The sequence below is a fragment of the Alkalihalophilus pseudofirmus OF4 genome, assembly GCF_000005825.2.
Taxonomy (GTDB): Bacteria; Bacillota; Bacilli; order Bacillales; family Bacillaceae_D; genus Alkalihalophilus; species Alkalihalophilus pseudofirmus.
The window spans coordinates 2,532,185-2,553,814 of record NC_013791.2 but is presented as its reverse complement, the minus strand read 5'-3'; the positions used below and the strand labels follow the sequence as shown (position 1 = coordinate 2,553,814).

Genomic DNA, 21,630 nt, shown 5'->3' with positions numbered 1-21,630 from the left:
TATGGCTACTGAAATTACAATGCCGCAGCTTGGTGAGAGTGTAACAGAAGGTACGATTAGTAAATGGCTCGTTCAACCAGGCGACAAGGTAAATAAATACGATCCACTTGCAGAAGTGATGACAGATAAAGTAAATGCTGAAGTTCCGTCTTCTTATACGGGTACGATTAAAGAACTTCTAGTCGCAGAAGATGAGACTGTGGAAGTTGGTGTGGCTGTTTGTACGATTGAAGTAGAAGGTGAAGAATCTTCGGATGCAGCAAGTGCACCTGTTGAAACAGATAAAGCAGAAAGCACAGAAACTGTGCCATCAAAAGAACAAGCAGATACTTCTCAAAAAGCTCGTTATTCACCTGCTGTCCTAAAAATGTCTCAAGAACATGGTATTGATTTAACGCAAGTTGAAGGCAGCGGTAAAGGCGGAAGAATTACCCGCAAAGATATTCAAAAGGTCATTGATAATGGAGGACAGACAAGCAAGCCAAAGTCCGCGCAATCTGTTGCAGCAAAACAAAATAACCAAACAAGTACGGAATCTAAAGGAGTGCAGGCACCTTCAGCTAATCAAGTGCCGTCTGCTGATAAAGCGGACATACCTGTGGCAGCTGGTGATGTGGAAATCCCTGTTTCTGGTGTTCGTAAAGCGATCGCAGCGAACATGGTTAAAAGTAAGCATGAAGCGCCTCATGCTTGGACAATGGTTGAAGTGGATGTCACAAATCTTGTGCATTTCCGTAATAGTGTAAAAGGTGAATTTAAACATAAAGAAGGATTTAACCTAACATTCCTGCCGTTCTTTATTAAAGCAACAGTTGAAGCTTTAAAGGAATTCCCGCAATTAAACTCAATGTGGGCGGGAGATAAAATCATCCAGAAAAAAGATGTTAATATCTCCATCGCTGTGGCGACCGATGATGCGCTTTATGTCCCGGTTATCAAGCATGCTGATGAGAAAACGATTAAAGGAATCGGCCGTGAGGTGCAAGAACTTGCAACGAAAGTTCGTACCGGAAAGCTATCTGGAGCGGATATGCAGGGAGGCACCTTCACAGTAAATAATACAGGTTCATTTGGATCGGTTTTATCAACACCGATTATTAACCATCCTCAAGCAGCGATTCTGTCGATTGAATCGATTGTAAAGCGTCCTGTAGTGGTAGAGAGTCCTACTGGTGATATGATTGCGATCCGCAGTATGGTTAATCTTTGCTTATCGCTAGACCACCGAGTGCTTGACGGGCTTGTATGCGGAAGATTCTTAGCTCGAGTAAAAGAAATTCTAGAAAATATGACTGAAGATACAACATCCATTTATTAATACTAAAAGCTAGAAAGAAGGACTTCACTCCTACTTTCTAGCTTTTTTACATTATTTACTTTTAATTAGCTCATACTACGACTAATCACTATAGAAAGGATGTTGTTTGATGAAGAAGATCCATGGTTTATTTATCATCATGCAATTACTTGTCGTATTTGTCGTAGTACAAGGGCCGCTCTCGAACATCGTAAGTGCAGAAGAGGCGGCAGAGACAAAAGAGTGTGACTGCTACAAAGATCACGCAAAGCATAAGGATTTTCACAAGTATATGAGAGTGCATAAAGATTTCTATTTTGAGCTTTTAACAGAGAAGTTTGCTCCGGAATCTGCAGAACAATGGAAAATGATTCGCACAGAAAGAGATTTGCTTATGAAAAAATTGAGCGAGGCTAAGAAGCGTGGAGAGCTGCTTCACGGAGAAGTGAAATCAGAAGAATGGAAGGAGCAGCATCACTTTTTACAAAAACAATTAACGAAAGCAGTTAAAGAGAGAGATGAAGAGAAGATTTCAACCATTCTCCCGCAAATCTTTACTCATTATGAGGAATTGAATAAAGTCTTTCAACAACGAGTGAATTCACTTTCATCTGCTGAACCGCAAGTTGACTAAAAAATAGCTGTGCCTGTGCACAGCTATTTTTTTAAGTTTATCGTAAAATCAATGAGAAACCTTTACAAATCGTAGTAATTCCGATATAATTCATAATCGTGATAAAACGTAATCGTTACGAAAGGGGTACGTCATGAAGATAAAATCTAGTTTGTTTGCACTAATACTTGTTCTTTCAACGTTTCTTGCAGCATGCGGGGGACAGGATCAAGCAGAAGAGTCTGGAGAATCAGAAGAAAATGAGGAAATTGAAGTAACGGAGGAAACCTTAAAGATCTATACGACAATTTTTCCGCTAGAAGATTTTGCTCGTAAAATCGGCGGTGAGTATGTCGATGTTCAAAACATGGTACCAGTAGGAGCAGATGCTCATACATTTGAACCAACTGCACGTCAAATGATTGAAGTGGCTGAAGGAGATGCCTTTATTTATAACGGGGCAGGCCTTGAAGGGTTTGTGGATGCTTTAATCAATACAGTGGGAGAAGAGAACGTTACAATCGTTGAAGCCTCTGAGGGTATTGATTTAATTGATTATGACCATGACCAATCTCATGGAGATCATGAAGAACATGGACACGAGGAAGACCATGACCACGAGCATGAAGAGCATGGGCATGAAGAAGACCATGACCATGACCATGAAGAGCAAGGGCACGAGGAAGATCATGACCACGAGCATGCCCACAATCACGATGAAGATCCGCATGTTTGGTTAGATCCTGTTCTCTCCATTGCGTTAGCAGAGAATATTAAGACCACACTGATCGAGCTTATGCCAGAACAGGAAGAGTATTTTACAGCTAATTTTAATGAGGTAAAAGAAGAGCTTGAGGCATTAGATGCAGAGTTTACACAAATGGCTGAAGAAGCTAATAAAGATACCTTTCTTGTTTCCCATGCAGGTTACGGCTACTGGGAGGAGCGATACGGCTTGAATCAAGTAGGAATTACGGGGCTATCTCCTACAAACGAACCTTCCCAAAGACAACTGCAAGAGATTATTAATTTTGCCAATGAATATGAGTTGAATTATGTTTTATATGAACAGAACATTTCCACAAAAGTGGCAGAGGTTGTTCAAGATGAAGTGGGGGCTGAATCATTATACCTCCACAATCTAGAGGCGCTTGTTGCTGAAGATGTTGAAAATGAAGAAGATTACTTCAGCTTAATGAGAAAGAACATTGAATCGCTTCGTACAGCACTTGAATAATTGGAATTAGAGTACACAAAGGCTGATGATTTTATTCATCAGCCTTTGTTTTGCTTGCATGAGCAATTTCAGTTGTTCATTAACAATGGAACAGGTACAATAGAAGAAACAATGTTATTGGAGGGTTACACTCATGCAATTTAATTTCTATATGAATGATGTCGTTGAAACAGCTCGTAAAGAAATGGTTGAAGCAGGTTATAAGGAATTAAAATCACCTGAGGACGTAGATACAATTATGAAAGAAGAAGGCACAACTCTTGTTATGGTGAACTCTGTATGCGGCTGTGCCGGAGGTATTGCTCGCCCTGCTGCAGCTTACATGAAAAACTACGAAACAACTCCAGATCGTTTTGTAACGGTCTTTGCTGGTCAAGATAAGGAAGCTACTGCGAAAGCGCGTGAATACTTTAAAGGATATGCTCCGTCATCTCCTTCTTTTGCCTTATTAAAGGATGGGGAGATTCAAATGATGGTAGAACGTCATGAGATTGAAGGGCATGAGCCGATCCAAGTTGTTCAAAAGCTAGAAAAAGCATTTGACCAACATTGTAAGTAATAGATTAAAGCTAAAAAGAACACTTTATACAGCTGCAGCAGATGCTTCAGCTGTATTTACTTGTAATACGTTTATATAAAGCTCGAACGCTAAATCAAGCTTCGCTTCAGTTTTAGAAATATGCTATAATAAGCCAGAATAGAAAAAGGAGTTGGCATGACATGCAATCATTATACGAGCAAATTCAAGTGTATCTAAATATGGAAGAAGAAATTCCTTTCAAAGAGTTTAACAGTTATTACCAAAAGGTTATTAAAGAATTAGGTGACTCTCATGAGCAATTTGATGAGGAAACGCTATGGAAAGCATTATTTATCGTGGAAAATGTAATGTCTAATGCTGAAGGCCGTGCGAAAGAAACAAAAGGAACTGAAGCAAAAAAATATACAAAAATGGCACAACGTCTGCAATTATGGGCTAAAAACTTTGCAACTCGCCTAGGACAAGCTGGTTATACAGAAGAAGATATTAATGAGCGTTTCAACACAATGTTTGAAGAAGGCGCACCAGCAAACTCTTAAGCTGCAAGCATTTATATAAGGGGAAACGCTTGACAACTTCCCCTTATATAAGCTACATTTAATAGTGTCGTTTTACCGGCGCCTATGGTGAAAGGGATATCACACGAGATTCCGGTTCTCGCGTTGTGGGTTCGAATCCTGCTAGGCGCGCCAATTTGTACATAGTCTACCTCTATTAACGAGCTGATCGTTAGTAGAGGTTTTTTAGTGGTTTGACCTGACATCTACTAGGCTAGTAAGGTCGAGCAGCTGTATCTCGTGAAAAGAATCTTTAATATATAATCGTTTTTGAAGCTGATCTATACGTATTGGCTCCCCTACGATGGTTTTAAATGTGCCATTCTCCCAATAAGAAAAGTATAACTCGATATGTCTTTTGAGTCCTGCTCCTATAACTCTCTCCATCTCATGTATGGTTTGGTCATCAATCAGAGGTTTTTCTTTAGGCTGATTGTCTTTGAAAAGTGGCTAGACTAACCTAAATTAATGAGACACTATAAAACACCTTCGAAATGGTACACTTAAACAAAGTACTAATTCGGAGGTGTTTTTGCATGGGCAAAAACGTATATTCAAATGAAGTTAAGTGGGCAGTCGTGAAAGATAAGATGAGTGGTCAGTTTACGAACCAGGAGATCATGGAGAAATATGGGATTAAAAATGTGTCTCAGATCAAAACGTGGATGAAATGGTATCGTGAAAATCAGGTTCATCGATTCGATCAACCAATTGGGAAGCAATATTCATATGGTCATGGACCTGACAGTTCAAGTAATGAAGAGAAAAAAGAACGTCAAATGAATCATTTAAAGCAGGAAAATGAAATCTTAAAAAAGTATTTGGAGATCGAAAAGGAGCTGAAAAAGAAATCGTCCTCCAACTAGTCCAGACTTTACGAAAAAAATATACAGTATCAGCTATTTTATCAGCTTTAAATGTTCCCAGATCCACCTATTATCGCTGGGCATCTGCGCAACCAGTCGAGTTGTCTAAGGAAGAGGAAACGATTATCTACCTTTGCGAAAAAACAAAGTATCGATATGGTCATCGTAAAATCAAGGAGCTATTAAAACGTGACTATCATATCAAATTAAACCGTAATACTGTTCAACGGATCATGCAGAAATACCACCTTCAATGTAGAGTAAAGCAAAAAAGAAGGTGGAAATCTCTAGGGGAATCTGTCATTGTTGCGCCAAACTTATTACAGCGAGAATTTAACGCAAGCAAACCTAACCAAAAGTGGGTAACGGATATTACCTACATCCAGTATGGTCCAGACACTTTATATTTATCAACGATCATGGACTTGTTTAATAATCAAATCGTTGCTTATAAGCTTTATACTCATCAACAAATCCCTTTGGTGATTGATACCTTGGATGAAGCACTAGAAACGCGAGGAAACCCCAAAGGAGTCATCATCCATTCAGATCAAGGAAGTGTTTATTCTTCTTATGCTTATCAAAATCGGATTAAAGAAAAGAATTTGGTCAGTAGTATGTCACGCCGGGGAAACTGTTGGGACAACGCAGTCATTGAGTCTTTCCATTCGAACCTGAAATCAGAAGAATTTCAGTATGTTAAATTCAATTCCTTGTCTTTAGAAGAAGTAAGGGATCGTGTAGATCAATTTATGAGGTATTATAACGATGAACGTATCCAAGAAAAATTAGGCTACCACACACCAATAAAGTTTGGTGATATGGCAGCCTAGGAAGGTGTTTTATTACTGTCTCATATGACTAGGTCAGTCTAGGCAGAATCGCTTCTTTATGTTCAGGAAGCAAAAAGCGACTTCCCTCCCATAGAAGGTTTCCGCGCTGTAATCTTTCTTCAGTTTGTTGTCTCATTTATAATGTCCTCCAATCTTTTTTGCTCTCTCAAATACTTGGCCGGCTCTTGTTAAGGAAGAGGCACGAACAAGCGAAGCCGGACCAAACCGTGAGTGAATCGAGTCCATCGCAGCCCCGATACGTTCTTTTTGTTCCCAACCTTGATCAAATAAGCTTAATTGTTTTTCGGCAGCTGAAGATAGGTTTGTGAGGGTTATACCTACCTGCCTAATTGGCTGGCCATCCCAAAATGTTTTAAACAATGGTACGGCTGTTTCGTATAAATCGAGTCCATAATTTGTAGCTTCTAAAAGCGGCTTTTGTCGTAAAAACGAACTCGGATGATCATAACTTGCTCCTTTAGCAAATACTTTTAATGTGTTACCAATTACCTTTTTACCTCTCGCTCGTAACGCCACCTCTTCACATAATTCAAGTAGGATGACCTTTATCTCACTCAATTCTTGGTAGTCGCGAGGGAGCGTCATCGCATGGCCGATTGCTTTTTCTCCACTCAATGATTTGAAATGAACGGGCGATGAGTCATACCCGTTTGCAGACTCCCATAACACATGTCCTGGAATACCCCACTTTTTCTTTAAGCGCTCAAGAGGGGTAGTGGCCAATTGTCCGATGGTTCTTATCCCCATATTGTTAAAGTGAGTCCTCATACGGCTGCTGATCCCAAATAATGCTTCCACGGGGAGAGGCCAAATAGTATTAGATGTATCTTTATGCCATATGGTGAAAAGCCCAGTACTATTCTTTTTTGCAAAGTGATCACATGCCATTTTAGCCAGAAGTTTATTCTCACCGATGCCAATTCTAGCAAATACACCTGTTTCAGACTTTATCTCCTCTTGCAGCCGTACAGCGAGTGATTGCAAGGAACCAAAAAGATGCGAAGTGTAGGTGACATCAACAAACTGCTCATCAATGGAATAAGGTTCAACTAAATCACTGTACCGCTGTAAAATCGTAGTGATATGCGTAGAAACATCAACGTATGTTTGCATTTTTGGTTTTATAATATAAAGATGAGGGCATTTTCGCTTAGCTTCCCACAATCTTTCGGCTGTTTTTATTCCGTATTTTTTTGCTAGCGGACATGCTGCTAATATCACTCCGCTTCTTCGTTCAGGATCGCCTGAGACAACGGTTGGAACTCCTCTAGATTCAGGGTGAAAGCCCTTTTCAACTGATGCATAAAAAGATTCCATATCAATCAACAATATTTCTCTTCTCTTCATAGCTCCCTCACCTAACAGAACATTTGTTTGCTTTAAGTATATACGAACAAACGTTCAAAAACAATGGTAAGTTTTAGAGAGAAAAAGGGTTTCCTACATAAGTGTCGAACTCTATTGTTATAGAGATATATGTTTATGGCAGGGGAGGGGACTTATGTGGGAGTCGTCTTAGAAGGAAATATAAACCTTAATGTATTTTATAAAGTGGTTAGTCAATCACACGCTCCGACACTGTTATGTTGTTGGAGCGTAATAGAACAAACATTGGACATCTTGTGTGTAAATGAGGCAGCAACGCAATGTTTAAATAAGTATCAATTGAATTTACATGATTTCAAACAAATATTGTATGACAGTGCTTCTAACTGTTCAGCAGATATTAAACGAAATGAAGTAAAATGGCAGCGGACATTTACCGCATCTGCTGAAGTCTTTTCAGTTGAAGCTAATATCATCTTTCGTTCAGAAGATGAAACGTATTTTCTACTTTATATTGAAGAAGAGAAAATAGAAGAAAAGGAAATAAAAGAAATAGAGGTTGAAAAAATAGATAGTAAAAAAACAGATGGTGAATTTACAGAAGACGAAGAGACAGAGACAGGCGATACCTCTAAATTAAGCATTCATAATGTATTAAATGAAACGGAAGATGCGGTCTTTTTATTGGATCAGAGTGGATGCTTTATCGATATGAATAAAAAAGCTGAAACGTTATCAGGCCTCAATGGAGACGATTTTAAAGGAGTTCATTATGAGGAACTATTACTTCAAGAGGATCGGCTGGATGTCGCCAAACACTTTCAAAAAGCGTTTGCAGGAGAAGTCCAAGTATATGATGTGACTTTAAATAGAAAACAGGGACTAATCGTATTAACTGTCATTAATATTCCTCACATCGTAAGCGGGAAGATCCGTGGAGTTTATGGTGTAGCGAAACCTAAAAGGCTCCCGTGTAATTGGAATAACCTTGCTAGCATCATTGAAGATAAATATAAGGTAATTGTGGAGAATTCCTATGATATTATCTGTCTCACTGATAAGGAGGGACATTATTTATTGGCCTCTCATTCTTATTTACCGGTATTAGGGTATGAGCCTTTAAAGCTTACAGGGCAATCGGTCCTATCTTATATTCATCCAAATGATCATAAAAGAGTTCAAGAAACCTTAATAAAAATGGTACAAACGAAAGAAGAAAGTGAAGCTGTCGTTTATCGAAAAATGCATGCTAACGGGCAATATAAATATTTTGAAGGAAAAGGAATGCCCATTTTATCATCAAGCGGTGAGGTTGTTTCTTTTGTAGTAATAAGCCGTGATATAACAGATATGAAGAATAGGGATGATCTCTTAATTAGATCAGAAAAGCTAGCCCTAGCAGGTGAGCTTGCAGCGGGGATCGCTCATGAAATCAAAAACCCGCTAACGACTTTAAAAGGCTTTTTTCAATTAACGGAAAGTCAATTAGAACCTTATCGTGATGTACTGATGCATGAGTTAAATCAAATAAATGATATTATTGAAGAGTTGCTTCTAGTGGCTCGCCCAAGAGCAATCAAGGAGGAAGAGGTGGATCTCTTAAACGTAATTAGGGAGTCTTTAACAAGCATCGACACAGAAATACAGCTTAAGAATATTACGTTAGACTTACAGCTTTGTGATGAGGCATATCTCCTCTGTGCACCACATCAATTAACTCAAGTATTTATCAATCTGCTAAAAAATGCCGTCGAAGCAATGGATAATGAAGGTAATTTATCTATCAATGTAAAAAAGGTCAATCAAACAATCCATATTATCGTTAAAGATACCGGTATAGGAATGACACAAGAAGACCTGGCTCGCCTAGGCGAACCTTACTATTCTATTTCAAGTAAAGGGACAGGCATTGGCTTGATGGTATGTTATAAAGTTATTGAAAACCATGGAGGGAGTATGTCAATCACTAGTGTATGTGAGGTAGGTACTGAAGTGAGTATTCAACTCCCCGGTTTACAAACCATGAGCCTCAAGTAAATTTGAGGCTCTGCTATTTCTAATTAATAGAATTTTATAAAAGAGATTGACAATATGTCAATCTTAAAGTATAGTTATAAGTGTCGTTACTACATATCTTGATCCGTTAGCTCAGTTGGGAGAGCGCCACCTTGACAGGGTGGAGGTCACTGGTTCGAGCCCAGTACGGGTCATACGTTTTTGAAAATCCTTATTCTGTATTCAGAATAAGGATTTTTTGTGTTTAGAACCTCTCGCTCCGAAAGTCCTATAGTTAGTAAAATATTTTTCGTAATTTGCGAATCTTTTAAGAGCGCTTTACGTCTATTATAGATAGCTGGTCTTATATGCATCAATAAATTAGATATATGGGGGAGGTTCATATTGAAGAAATCAATAATCATTTCAATTGGATCCGTAGTGATCGTTATAGCAGGGATTGGAATTTATTCATTATTTGGAGGAGACAACGAGATTCAGGTTGTTAGTGGAAGTGAAGAGGAAATAGAAATAGAGGTACAAGAAGATGATGAAGATGTTGGGGCATTAGAAGAAGAGGTCGTAGAAGAAACCCCTGAAGAAATCTTTAATGATGGGATGGATCCACTTGAAATACGGGAAACAATTCAAACGGTCCATGGTGTGTTAAATCGGATAACAGGACATGGTCAGCTTGATATCTACCGGGAAAGTGGTGACGGAGCTCATATTGACAATTTTAATAAAATTGAATCAAACTTATTGGACCAAGCAAATCTAATTGAAAAAGTAATTCCTCATGTTCAGCATGAATTACTACGTAAAGACCTAGAAAATTTTGTGGCGATTACAAGATATGTGACTGAATCATGGGAGGTAGAACACTTATTATATTCTCACCGTATTATCCATGACGTGGAAACCGTGCTAAATGAAGTGAGTGGTAAAAATATCTTTGGGGCAGCAGCATTTGTTGCAAGTGCTGGGTACGAGCCAGCAGCTTATGAAGCTGCAGTTAAACCACTCTTGAATGATATTCCTAAAGAAGGAAGCGAAGAGTAATTGAACTCGTCTATGACGACCTAAGTAATAAGGCCGGTCCATAATTAGAGGGTTTAACTCAGAATAAGAATGAAGCGCTAATCTACTTGAAGGTATATACGGAAACTTCACGGAAAGCGAGGTATAATTCAGGAGCGGTATAGATATACCGCTCCTGAATTGTTTGTATCTCCCGTCAAGTTAAAATACTTATGTCGCAGCCTCGTGCAGCCTTATTTAGTTAATTCACGAATCTTTGCGTTACGTAGCAGCTGCTCTTCTTCTGAAGATAAGTCATACTTTTTTAGAAGGTGAAAGAGTTCATTTAGTTCTAATTGACTCGGCTTTGTCTTAAGAAACGTTCTGCAGCCTGAATAAATCTCTTCAGGAAGGTATTCCTTTTGTGATCCTAATTTATTTTCTACATCTTCAAGTGGATGATCTAATTTACAAGAACTCATGTTAAGTTCCTCCTTATTCGTCATTTATGAATCAAGTACAATTCGTTCTGGGTGAGAATAAATATTAAAAGACTGCCCGCGAATAAAGCCTACTGCGGTAATATTCAAATCGTGTGCTAACTCAATTGCTAAGTTTGTAGGAGCAGATTTTGATAGAACAATTCCAACGCCTATTTTGGCCGCTTTTGTTAAAATTTCAGAGGAGATTCGGCCGCTGAAAACGAGAATTTTATCTTTTACTGGAATTCCATTTAACAATGAATATCCATACAGTTTATCTAGTGCATTATGCCGTCCGATGTCTGAGCGGCTGACGATTAATTCATCAGCCGTACATAATGCAGCATTATGTACGCCGCCGGTATCCTTAAATACATGACTGGATTCCTGCATCAGCTTCATTAAGTTTATGCATTGCGTGGCTTTAATGGTCATGTTAATCATTGATGTTTTAGCCGTTGTCACGTCATTTTGGAAATAGAATTGCCTGCTTTTGCCGCAGCATGAGCCGATAAATCTCTTTGAAAACAGCTGTTGGTTTTTTACTTCTTTTGAATGTAAGTGAATATAGGCAAAGCCACGGTTTTTATCGATTGTCATGTCTTTAATTTCTTTTTTAAATCGAATGACGCCTTCTGATGCTAGGAATCCAATCACCATCTCCTCAAAGTCACAGGGACTGCATACCATCGTTGCGAATTCTTCATTATTTATAAAAATGGTTAAAGGGAATTCGATCGCTATTTCATCTTCTTGTTCTATAAATTCGTGATGACTGTATTTAATGATCGACCTAGATGAACTTAGAGATTCGCTCAATTCCTTCTCCCCCTTTCGTGATCAACTAAAGCTGATTAAACTGACTTAGTCATTTAAAATAGGAACGCTACAAATATAAACATAATCTATAAATCTGACAAGTCTTAATGATTAGTGAAAAAGTAAATTTAATTGTCTGGTGGATATTTATTCTGCATAGATATTGAATTTTTTTTGAATTAACGGTATGATTTAAATAAATTCATTAGTCTGTAACATTTGAAATCCTGAGATAGCGCACCTGTCTTCAGTTTTATTTGACCAGACATTGTAAGCGATTTCTATTATGAGGGAGTAGGACCCACAAATACAGTCCTCAAAAAGATTTTATTAAAAACGAATTTGAAATGAATATATTCATAGTTGGCTTGGCACTTAGCAGCGATCCTGTAAAAGACTAACCACCGTTCTCGTCCATGATCTTGGATAGTTCGGTGGTTTTTTGTTTGATTACTGCAGTGTGAGGATTTGATTACTGCAGTATGATGAAAAGCAACATGTTAAACGTAATCTTAGGAGTGAAACAATATGGGAAAAACAAAACACCAAGGCCCTATTAAAGGAACAAAATTGCCGCAGCCCAAACATTGGGTAAGCCCTATACCATTTGGACTTGGAAAAGTGAAACCAAAACATATTAGGGATTCGATGAAAATTGCTTGGGAAAATAAAGATAATATTGGATATGCGACTAGAATCTTAACAAAAGGGGTGTGTGATGGGTGTGCTCTTGGGGTTTCAGGCATGTTCGACCAAACCTTAAAAGGCCCGCATATGTGTACGACACGACTTAACGTGTTGCGCTTAAATACCGCTCCGGCCATTGACGAGGAAATTTTGCATTCAGATATTGATGAATTAAGAAAATATGACAGTAAAGAGCTGAGGAAATTAGGGCGTATTCCTTATCCGCTTATTCGCCGCAAAGGAGAAAGAAAGTTTTCTCGTTTAACATGGGACGATGCAATGGATATGATTGCAGATAAGATGAAACAGCTTAATCCGAGACAATATGGTTTTTATCTTACATCAAGAGGGATAACGAATGAATCGTATTATGTAGCAGCTAAAACGGCCCGCTTTTTAGGCACGAACAACATTGATAATGCAAGCCGTATCTGTCACTCTCCAAGTAAAACCGCGCTTAAACGTTCGATTGGCGTAGGAGCTTCAACTTGTAACTACCAGGACTGGTTCGGAGCAGACGTATTATTATTTTGGGGCAGTGTAGCTTCAAATGCATCTCCAGTTTCTACAAAATATATGTTAGAGGCTAAAAAGCGCGGGGCAAAAATCATTGTAATTAACCCGTATAAGGAACCAGCAATGGATAAATATTGGGTACCATCTAATGTAGAGTCTGCTTTATTTGGTACAAAGCTTGCAGATGATTTCTATCAAGTAAATATTGGCGGAGATATTGCATTCATGCAGGGGATTATGAAGCATTGGTTTGAAATGGAGGCCATTGACCCAGGCTCTGCGATCAACCATGAATTCGTTCAGCAGCATGTAAATAACTTTAAGGATTTAAAAGATCATGTTCAAACTCAATCTTGGGAAGAAATCGTAAAATCTTCTGGGATTACAAAAGAGAGAATCATTGAGCTTGCAGACCTGTTGGCAAAAAGCAAAAATGCAGTCTATGCATGGGCGCTGGGACTCACTATGCATGCTTTTGCTTCAGACAATATTTCTCAAGTAGCAAACCTAGCTCTTCTTCGTGGTCATCTTGGACGTAAATATAATGGACTGATGCCTTTCCGTGGTCACTCCTCCGTTCAAGGGTCAGGTGAAATGGGGGCAGATCCGTTTGTTTTGCCTGGCGGGGATTTTGTGGAAGAGAACATTAATCGCATGGAGAAAATTTGGGGATTTGAAATTCCGAAATGGCAAGGTGATGTGGTAGGTGTTACGTTAGAAAATATCGTTCTTCCAGAAGACCATGAGCGTAAAATTAAGCTTTATTATATGTCTGGCGGTAATTTCTTAGAAACAATGCCTGACCCGGATTTCATTGAGAAAGCTTTATCAGAATTAGAAATCCGAGTACATCAAGATATTATTTTAAATACTTCAACGCTTGTAGATGCAAAAGAAGCGGTCATTGTATTGCCGGCAAAAACACGTTATGAGCAGGACGGGGGCGGCACGTCTACCTCTACAGAACGTATGGTATACTTCTCGCCAGAAATTGAAGGGAATAAAAATCGTATTGAAGAAGCCCGCTCTGAGTGGAAAATCTACGTAGACTTAGCCCGCCGAGTGAAGCCGGAGACTGCTCATTTAGTAGACTTTAAAACGGGGCAGGAGATTCGGAATGAAATGGCGGTCGCCAACCCGAATTACGAAGGTGTGCAAGACTTGAAGAAGCAAGGCGATGTGTTCCAGTGGGGCGGAGCATGGTTGTGTGAAGATGGAATTTGTCCTACTCCAGACGGTAGAGGGAGCTTAATTCCAGTAGAAATACCTGATATGGGAAAAAAGGAAGGCAACTTTGTATTAACGACACGCCGCGGGAAGCAATTTAACTCAATGGTCTATAAAGAAACAGATCCATTTAATAATGCTGAGCGTTATGACGTGCTTATAAATGCGAAGGATGCACAGGAGTTAAGAATTGCCCAAGGAGAAGGAGTTGTTATTTATAATGATTTCGGAGTCTTCCAAGGCAAGGCAAAATATGCGGACATTACATCTGGAAATTTAGGCGTACATTTTCCTGAAGGCAACTTCTTATTACCTAAAGGGAGATATGAAAAGCTTGCTAAGATTCCTGATTATAATGTAGCTGTAAAAGTAGAAAAAGCAGACCGCTATAATGCACGAAAAGATACCAAATATGTAGAGAAGAAGATTGATGACTTAGAAATGACGGTCGGTTAATCTAAGTAACACTGTATTTGCATAAAGCAATTACAGTGTTTTTTTTATACATGATTCGAGGCAAATGTAAAAATTATCCCACTTTATTGTCAGAATTCTTTATTTTTCAAGTAATTTGTTATACAATAAAAAGGTAATGTTATATAACAGTCAGGTTCGTAGACTTATATTTCAAGGAGGCAGATTCATATGACTAAGTATTTGAAAGTTGGTAATTTGCAAGTAGCACCAGTACTTTATGAGTTTATTAATAAGAAGGCTCTCCCGCAAAGCGGCGTCAATGAACAAGAATTCTGGTCTGGTTTGGAAACGTTAATTACTGAGTTCGCACCAGGAAATAGACAACTGCTTGACGATAGAGAGGACCTCCAGCAAAAAATCGACAATTGGCACAAAGAAAATAAAGAAACATTTGATTTTAATCAATATAAAACGTTCTTACAAGAAATTGGTTATCTTGAACCGAAAGTAGAAGAGTTTAAGATTACAACAGAGAATGTGGATAATGAAATTGCGCTGCAAGCAGGTCCTCAACTAGTTGTACCAGTAAATAATGCACGGTATGCCTTAAACGCAGCTAATGCGCGCTGGGGAAGTTTATATGATGCATTATATGGTACAGATGTGATTTCTGAAGAGAATGGTCAAGAAAAAGGGAAGGCATACAATCCTGTACGCGGTGAGAAAGTCATTGCCATGGCTAAGGAATTTCTAGATGAAACAGCTCCATTATCTAACGGGTCGCATAAAGATGCAGAAAAATATACAGTCGAAGGTGGAACGCTGGTTGTACATAGTAACGGGGTGACATCTGAATTAAAAGAGTCATCACAATTTGTAGGGTATCAAGGGACAACAGAAGACCCGTCTATTCTGTTGCTAAAGAACAATGGTCTTCATTTTGAGATACAAATTGACCGAGAACATCCTATTGGGAAAACGGACCGAGCAGGAGTTAAAGATGTGGTGATGGAAGCTGCAATTACAACCATCATGGATTGTGAAGACTCTGTTGCAGCAGTTGATGCAGAAGATAAGGTAGGCGTTTACACGAATTGGTTAGGGTTAATGAAAGGTGATTTAGAAGAGACCTTCACAAAAGGTGGTCAGTCTGTAACACGTGCTCTTCAAAAGGATCGCAACTATACAACAGCCACGGGTGATACATTGACACTTTCCGGAAGATCACTTATGTTCGTTCGTAATGTAGGACACTTAATGACGAATAATGCAATCCTTGATGAAAATGGTAATGAAGTGCCTGAGGGTATTCTAGATTGCATGGTTACAAGTTTAATTGCGAAGCATGACCTGCTTAATAACAGCAAGGTTCAAAACTCTACTAAAGGTTCCATTTATATTGTAAAACCAAAAATGCACGGGTCAAAAGAAGTGGCATTCTCTAACCAATTATTTAACCGCGTAGAGGATCTGTTAGGCCTTGAACGTCATACGATTAAAATTGGTGTTATGGATGAAGAACGTCGTACATCCCTCAACCTTAAAGCTTGTATAAAAGAAGTTAAAGACAGAGTGGTATTCATTAATACTGGTTTCTTAGATCGAACAGGTGATGAGATGCACACATCTATGGAAGCAGGTGCGATGATCCGTAAGAATGATATGAAAGGGTCAACTTGGCTGCAGTCTTATGAGAAATCAAATGTTAATACAGGGCTCGATTGCGGATTGCCAGGGCGTGCTCAAATCGGCAAAGGAATGTGGGCAATGCCAGATCTTATGGCAGAGATGCTTAAACAAAAAGATGGTCAGTTAAAGGCAGGAGCGAACACGGCTTGGGTGCCTTCACCAACGGCAGCTACTCTGCATGCTATGCATTACCATAAAGTAAATGTGGCAAATGTACAAGAAGAATTGAAGAGTACGATTCAAGACTTACAAGATCAAATTTTAGACATTCCTCTTGCAAAAGAAACAAATTGGAGTGCAGAAGAAGTGCAACAAGAGTTAGACAATAATGCTCAAGGGATTTTGGGCTATGTAGTCCGTTGGGTAGAGCAGGGTGTCGGTTGTTCTAAAGTTCCGGATATTAATAATATCGGCTTAATGGAAGATCGTGCGACCCTGCGTATATCAAGCCAGCACGTAGCAAACTGGCTGCATCATGGAATTTGTTCCAAAGAGCAGGTGTTAGAAACGTTAAAACGTATGGCGAAGGTTGTAGATCAGCAAAATGCCGGCGATCCTACTTATCGTCCGATGGCAGATGACTACGAGAACTCCGTTGCTTTTCAAGCAGCACTTGAGCTAGTATTAAAAGGATGCGAACAGCCTAGCGGGTACACGGAGCCTATCCTTCATAGACGTCGTATTGAATTTAAAGAAAAAGTAGATAGTGTAGCTCAAACAAAATAACAGGCTGAATCATTGTAGAAAAAGCGTAGGGGATGTATCCCTTACGCTTTTTTCATGTTCTTCTGTTGTTCTGAAAGTTACATAAAATTCATAGCATGTACTAATCCAAGATATAAAGGATGTTTTATATGCATGAGATATCTCTTATGGCAGAGGTCATTCAGCTAGTGTCAGAGGACGCTAAATTAAAAGGGATTAACAAGATAGAAAAAATTGAACTCACTGTGGGTGACTTATCCAATGTTTTGCATGATGCTCTTGAACTAGCCTTTATCTATTTCAAGGAAGAAGGGTTAGTTAGTGAAAACGCCACTCTTCACATCAATCGAGAAAAAGCTAGTGCCCTGTGTATGACTTGTAAAAATATCTTTGAACCAGACTACCGTATTGCTTTCTGCCCTGAATGTAAAACGCCAAGCAGCCGGATGATCTCCGGGGAATCATTTATGGTTAATTCTTATGAAGGAAGTGAGTAAATGAAAATTACCTTGCAGGAAGATGTTCTTAAAGATCAAAAAAAAGCAGCTGCTTTTAATCGTGATTTATATCAAGCGAGTCATACGTTAGTGATTAATTTAATGAGTTCACCTGGGGCAGGGAAAACAACGTTGCTTGAACAGACCATAAAAGCACTGAGAGAGGAATTTACGATCGCTGTAATAGAAGGTGACTTGGCGACAGACCGGGATGCTAAAAGGTTACGTTCACTAGGAGTACAAACGGTTCAAATTAACACAGTAGGCGGCTGTCATTTAGATGCGAGAATGGTTGCAAAGACGCTGCCGCAGTTTGATTTAAGTCAGATCGACATTTTATTTATTGAGAACATTGGCAATCTCGTATGTCCGTCAGGCTATGATTTAGGTCAGGATTTTAAGGTGGTTATCTTGAGTGTGCCAGAAGGAAACGACAAGATTCCTAAATATCCTGTTATGTTTAAACGTACCGACCTAACGATCATTAATAAGGTTGATTTACTTCCATATGTCACATTTAATCTGAGTGAAGCGAGAGAAGATTTAAAGAACATACATCCTGCTGCGGCCTTCAAAGCACTTTCAGCTCAAACGGGTGAAGGGATGGAGGATTGGATCAATTGGATCAAAGAGGCCTATCAAAAACGTACAAAGCAGTAAAAATAAAAGTAGGGGGAAGGGTCCAAGGTGTAGGGTTCAGGCCTTATGTATTTTCTCTTGCAAAAAGATGGCAGCTGAATGGTACGATTCAAAATAATTCTGATAAAGTAATAATTCATGTAGAGGGGGAAGAATATAGTATAGAACATTTTCTTCATCACTTAAAAGAATCCCCTCCGCTTCTAGCAAAAATAACTAACTTAGAACATCAGCCAACGGTCTATAAATCGTATCAACAATTTTCGATTTTAGAAAGTGATTTAACTGGAAGCCCTCTACCTGCTATTTCAGCAGATTCTGCCGTTTGTCAAGATTGTTTAAACGAATTAAACGACCCTTCTAACAGGCGCTATCACTATCCTTTTATAAATTGTACGCAATGTGGACCACGCTACACCATATTAGAAAAGCTGCCATATGATCGCAAACATACAACGATGCATTCGTTTATGATGTGTGAAGACTGCCTGGAAGAATATGGGGATCCGATGAATCGCAGGCACCATGCTCAGCCGACATGTTGTGCAAAGTGTGGTCCAAGCCTCTCCTTGGTTAATCAAAAAAGAGAGGTAATCGCAGAAGGTGAGAGCGCAATTAGAGGCACCATCGATGCTTTAACAGAAGGGAGGATCATTTCAATAAAGGGGCTTGGTGGTTATCATCTAGCATGCGATATGAAACAACCATATGCTATCACACACCTAAGGGAAATAAAAAGCCGTCCTACACGCCCTTTAGCTGTGATGATGAGGTCGCTAGAAATTGTGAAGCAATATTGTCATGTCTCTTTGAAAGAAGAAGAATTATTAACAAGTCCGATCATGCCGATTGTTGTATTGAAACAGAAGATCAATCGTTCTTTGCCAAATGAACTAGCACCTGGCTTAACAACTTTAGGAGTCATGCTGCCTTATACCCCTTTACACTATTTACTATTTAAGCTAGGGGGATTAGAGGGGATTGTGTTAACCAGTGCTAACTCTTCTGGGCTGCCGATTAAATATCATGATAAGGACTTATTTGAAAAAGGTGGATTAAGTGAATTCTCACTAACTCATAACCGAGTAATTAAAAACCCTCTAGATGATTCGGTTGTAGAAGTGAACGGCTTGGACGAAACTTATTTAAGAAAGGCAAGGGGATTTGTCCCAGAACCTATAAAAACAACGATAGATACAAGCGGGATTGTTGCATTGGGTGGACAACAAAAAAATACCTTTTCCATTGGGATAGGTGAACATATCTTAATGAGTCCCCATATTGGAGAGGTCGACAATGAAGAGATGCTTGATCACTTTATACAGCAAATCGGCGTATATAAAAGGATCGTTAATATAGATATGGATCATGTGGCGATAGACAAGCATCTTGGCTATTCTGTTAATAAACTAGCAAAAGACCTCTCACCAAATGTGGTGACAGTTGGGCACCATCATGCTCATCACGTCGCTTGCATGGAAGACAATGGGGTTGTTGATCCATGTGTAGGAATTATTCTAGATGGAACAGGGTACGGAGAGGACGGTCATATTTGGGGATTCGAATTTCTTTATGGAGATGCTGCCGCTTATAAGCGTTTAGCCCATATGTGCTATTGTCCCCTGCCTGGCGGGGAAATGGCAGTGAAAGAGCCTTGGAGAACGGCCTCAGGAATGATTTTGCATCATTGGCCAAAAGAAGGTCAAGAGATGGCTGAGAGACTATTTCCTGATAAAAAAGCCGAGATTTCCATACTCAAAAAAATGGTGAAACTGAAGATTAATTCACCAATGGCCGGTACATGTGGAAGATTATTTGATACTGTAAGTGCAATTTTAGGAGTGTGTTTAAAGTCAAGTTATGAAGGTGAAGCTGCTATTAAATTAGCAGGTTACATGAATGAAAATTACTTGAATGCAAGGTCAATAGAAAAAGTGGCTCAATCTTACCCATTTAAAATCATTCAAAGCGCCAAGGGACCTTTTCAGCTTGATTTCTCTCCCATGATCAGTCAAATTATTCAGGAAAAAGAGCAATTACAGCTTGAGGAGATTATTTATAAATTTCATCAAACGGTCGTGCTGTCTTGTGTTGAAATGATTTTGGCTTTATATAAGGAGAAAGCGTGGCTTCCTAAGCGGATTGTTTTATCTGGGGGTTCCTTTCAAAATGGTTACTTATCAAGAGAGTTGTCTAACAGTCTTAAGCAAAAAGGGTTTAAGGTCTATGCACACCAACAGATCCCTTGTCATGATGGCGGACTTTCCTTTGGCCAGTTAATCATTGCTGCACATAAGGTGAAGAACGAAAAGCTTAAGTAAAGGTGGAGAAGATATGTGTGTCGGTGTACCAGCAAAAATAATCGAACTTGAAGAGGAACGAGCGTTGGTTGATGTATTAGGATCTAAAATGTATGTCGGAATCATTTTTGTTCCAAACGTCATGATAGGAGATTTTGTCCTGCTTCATGCAGGTCAGGCAATGTCGATTATTGAAGAATCGTTCGCAGAGGAGTCTTTAAAAGAATGGAGGGATATTTTAAATGCAGCAGATTGATGCATACAACGAACCGCAGCTCATTCGTTCATCTTTAGCAGCAGTGATAAATGAAGCAGAGCTATTTAAGCAGCAAAGAGGCAGACTGCCTGTTTTGATGGAAGTTTGTGGCTCTCATACAATGGCCTTTGCAAGATCTGGCATCAAACAAGCGCTTAAAAACCATGTTACTTTAATTGCTGGTCCAGGGTGTCCTGTTTGTGTGACAGACCAATCATCTATTGATGCTATGATTCAATTAGCTGAAATGCCAAACAGCATTATATGTACATTCGGTGATATGATGCGGGTTCCTGGTTCAAAGCAGAGTTTAATGGATGCTAAGACAAATGGGTGCGATGTACGCGTCATTTACTCCCCTATAGACAGCATTAAAATAGCACAAGAAAACCCTGATAAAGAAGTTATTTTATTAGGTATTGGATTTGAAACGACGATCCCTCTGTTGGCTCTGGCCGTTCGTGAAGCTGAGAGGAAGTCAGTCGATAATTTCTCCATATGGATGACTACGAAGTTAGTAAAGCCTGTATTAGAAAAATTAGTAGATTCACAAAAATTGCTCTTAGACGGCTTTTTATTACCGGGTCATGTCTCGGTCATTTTAGGAGAGAAGCATTTCCGCTTCTTAAAAGAGTTTCATTTATCTGGAGTCATCTCTGGATTTGAACCTGTTCAGTTGTTAAGCGGGATCCATCGTTTACTCACCCTTTCTAGGGAGCAAAAAGCCGATGTCATCAATGATTATACATATGTTGTCAAAGAAAACGGCAATACTGCTGCCAAAGCCATGATGAACCACTACTTAGAATATCATGACGAGGATTGGCGCGGAATAGGAAAGATTTCTAACAGCGGGCTCGTCCTCAAAAGCTCCTATTCAAAATATGATGCAAAAAAGAAATTTGAAGTGGTACAAAATCAACCGAGAAAAACGAAGTGCAGATGTGGTGAAGTCATTCAAGGGCTTATTACTCCAGAAGAATGCTCTTTATTTGATAAAGCCTGTACACCAAACCGGCCTATAGGGCCATGCATGGTATCAACGGAAGGAACGTGTGCAGCTCACTATCAATATATGAGGGAGGGGTAA

The 21,630-nt window shown here is 39.2% G+C and carries 18 protein-coding genes, 2 tRNA genes and 1 pseudogene; 17 read left to right on the top strand and 4 right to left on the bottom strand.

Going from position 1 to position 21,630, the window contains the following annotated elements:
* Position 1: 1 nt before the first annotated feature.
* The 6 genes from BPOF4_RS12905 (at position 2) to BPOF4_RS12880 (ending at position 4,380) form a co-directional block, all read left to right on the top strand.
* A complete protein-coding gene (locus BPOF4_RS12905) occupies positions 2-1,318 on the top strand; it encodes a dihydrolipoamide acetyltransferase family protein (protein WP_012959630.1) in 1,317 nt (438 codons plus the stop codon).
* A 109-nt stretch (positions 1,319-1,427) separates the two neighbouring features.
* On the top strand, positions 1,428-1,931 hold the full coding sequence (locus BPOF4_RS12900; RefSeq protein WP_012959629.1) for a hypothetical protein: 504 nt from the start codon (positions 1,428-1,430) through the stop codon (positions 1,929-1,931).
* Between the two features lie 133 nt (positions 1,932-2,064).
* Positions 2,065-3,147: a metal ABC transporter solute-binding protein, Zn/Mn family gene (locus BPOF4_RS12895; RefSeq protein WP_012959628.1), complete on the top strand. Its 1,083-nt coding sequence runs from the start codon at positions 2,065-2,067 to the stop codon at positions 3,145-3,147.
* A 133-nt stretch (positions 3,148-3,280) separates the two neighbouring features.
* Complete coding sequence (locus BPOF4_RS12890; protein WP_012959627.1) at positions 3,281-3,706, top strand: BrxA/BrxB family bacilliredoxin; 426 nt, start codon at positions 3,281-3,283, stop codon at positions 3,704-3,706.
* A gap of 161 nt (positions 3,707-3,867) precedes the next feature.
* The gene (locus BPOF4_RS12885; protein ID WP_012959626.1) at positions 3,868-4,227 is read left to right on the top strand and encodes a hypothetical protein; all 360 of its coding nucleotides are present in this window, start codon (positions 3,868-3,870) and stop codon (positions 4,225-4,227) included.
* Positions 4,228-4,305: 78 nt separating this feature from the next.
* A tRNA-Arg gene (locus BPOF4_RS12880) sits at positions 4,306-4,380 on the top strand.
* Between the two features lie 51 nt (positions 4,381-4,431).
* On the opposite strand, the pseudogene BPOF4_RS22950 reads toward BPOF4_RS12880, so the two are convergent.
* Positions 4,432-4,674, bottom strand: a pseudogene (locus BPOF4_RS22950) (YolD-like family protein); the annotation flags it as partial.
* Between the two features lie 107 nt (positions 4,675-4,781).
* Here BPOF4_RS22950 and BPOF4_RS12870 point away from each other — a divergent pair.
* Positions 4,782-5,944 (top strand): IS3 family transposase gene (locus tag BPOF4_RS12870; RefSeq protein WP_087943500.1). Its coding sequence is split into 2 segments (ribosomal slippage): positions 4,782-5,058 and positions 5,058-5,944, totalling 1,164 coding nucleotides; the frame shifts between segments, so codons are not numbered across the junction.
* A gap of 132 nt (positions 5,945-6,076) precedes the next feature.
* Here the strand turns inward: BPOF4_RS12870 and BPOF4_RS12865 are convergent.
* Positions 6,077-7,312, bottom strand: coding sequence for a DNA polymerase IV (locus tag BPOF4_RS12865; RefSeq protein WP_012959624.1), 1,236 nt, complete (start codon positions 7,310-7,312; stop codon positions 6,077-6,079).
* Between the two features lie 156 nt (positions 7,313-7,468).
* Here BPOF4_RS12865 and BPOF4_RS12860 point away from each other — a divergent pair, with 156 nt between their 5' ends.
* The 3 genes from BPOF4_RS12860 to BPOF4_RS12850 all read left to right on the top strand — a co-directional run bounded on the left by BPOF4_RS12860 (position 7,469) and on the right by BPOF4_RS12850 (position 10,348).
* Entirely contained in the window at positions 7,469-9,328 is a 1,860-nt protein-coding gene (locus tag BPOF4_RS12860) for a PAS domain S-box protein (protein WP_012959623.1), read from the top strand.
* Between the two features lie 100 nt (positions 9,329-9,428).
* Positions 9,429-9,501: transfer RNA gene (locus BPOF4_RS12855), tRNA-Val, on the top strand.
* 190 nt (positions 9,502-9,691) lie between these two features.
* On the top strand, positions 9,692-10,348 hold the full coding sequence (locus BPOF4_RS12850) for a hypothetical protein (RefSeq protein ID WP_012959622.1): 657 nt from the start codon (positions 9,692-9,694) through the stop codon (positions 10,346-10,348).
* Between the two features lie 212 nt (positions 10,349-10,560).
* Here the strand turns inward: BPOF4_RS12850 and BPOF4_RS12845 are convergent, their stop codons facing one another.
* Together BPOF4_RS12845 and fdhD are read right to left on the bottom strand one after the other, a co-directional pair.
* Positions 10,561-10,788: a hypothetical protein gene (locus BPOF4_RS12845; protein WP_012959621.1), complete on the bottom strand. Its 228-nt coding sequence runs from the start codon at positions 10,786-10,788 to the stop codon at positions 10,561-10,563.
* Positions 10,789-10,812: 24 nt separating this feature from the next.
* The gene (gene fdhD, locus BPOF4_RS12840) at positions 10,813-11,607 is read right to left on the bottom strand and encodes a formate dehydrogenase accessory sulfurtransferase FdhD (protein WP_012959620.1); all 795 of its coding nucleotides are present in this window, start codon (positions 11,605-11,607) and stop codon (positions 10,813-10,815) included.
* Between the two features lie 528 nt (positions 11,608-12,135).
* Here fdhD and BPOF4_RS12835 point away from each other — a divergent pair.
* The 7 genes from BPOF4_RS12835 (at position 12,136) to hypD (ending at position 21,630) form a co-directional block, all read left to right on the top strand.
* On the top strand, positions 12,136-14,493 hold the full coding sequence (locus BPOF4_RS12835; RefSeq protein WP_012959619.1) for an FdhF/YdeP family oxidoreductase: 2,358 nt from the start codon (positions 12,136-12,138) through the stop codon (positions 14,491-14,493).
* 189 nt (positions 14,494-14,682) lie between these two features.
* Positions 14,683-16,869 carry a malate synthase G gene (locus BPOF4_RS12830; protein ID WP_012959618.1) on the top strand — a complete coding sequence of 729 codons (2,187 nt, stop codon included), beginning with the start codon at positions 14,683-14,685 and terminating at the stop codon, positions 16,867-16,869.
* 128 nt (positions 16,870-16,997) lie between these two features.
* Complete coding sequence (locus BPOF4_RS12825; protein WP_012959617.1) at positions 16,998-17,345, top strand: hydrogenase maturation nickel metallochaperone HypA/HybF; 348 nt, start codon at positions 16,998-17,000, stop codon at positions 17,343-17,345.
* The gene (gene hypB, locus BPOF4_RS12820; protein ID WP_012959616.1) at positions 17,346-18,005 is read left to right on the top strand and encodes a hydrogenase nickel incorporation protein HypB; all 660 of its coding nucleotides are present in this window, start codon (positions 17,346-17,348) and stop codon (positions 18,003-18,005) included.
* A complete protein-coding gene (gene hypF, locus BPOF4_RS12815) occupies positions 17,966-20,305 on the top strand; it encodes a carbamoyltransferase HypF (RefSeq protein WP_012959615.1) in 2,340 nt (779 codons plus the stop codon). Before hypB ends, hypF begins: the two co-directional genes overlap by 40 nt.
* Positions 20,306-20,318: 13 nt before the next feature.
* Positions 20,319-20,540: a HypC/HybG/HupF family hydrogenase formation chaperone gene (locus tag BPOF4_RS12810; protein WP_012959614.1), complete on the top strand. Its 222-nt coding sequence runs from the start codon at positions 20,319-20,321 to the stop codon at positions 20,538-20,540.
* Positions 20,527-21,630: a hydrogenase formation protein HypD gene (gene hypD, locus BPOF4_RS12805; protein WP_012959613.1), complete on the top strand. Its 1,104-nt coding sequence runs from the start codon at positions 20,527-20,529 to the stop codon at positions 21,628-21,630. Before BPOF4_RS12810 ends, hypD begins: the two co-directional genes overlap by 14 nt.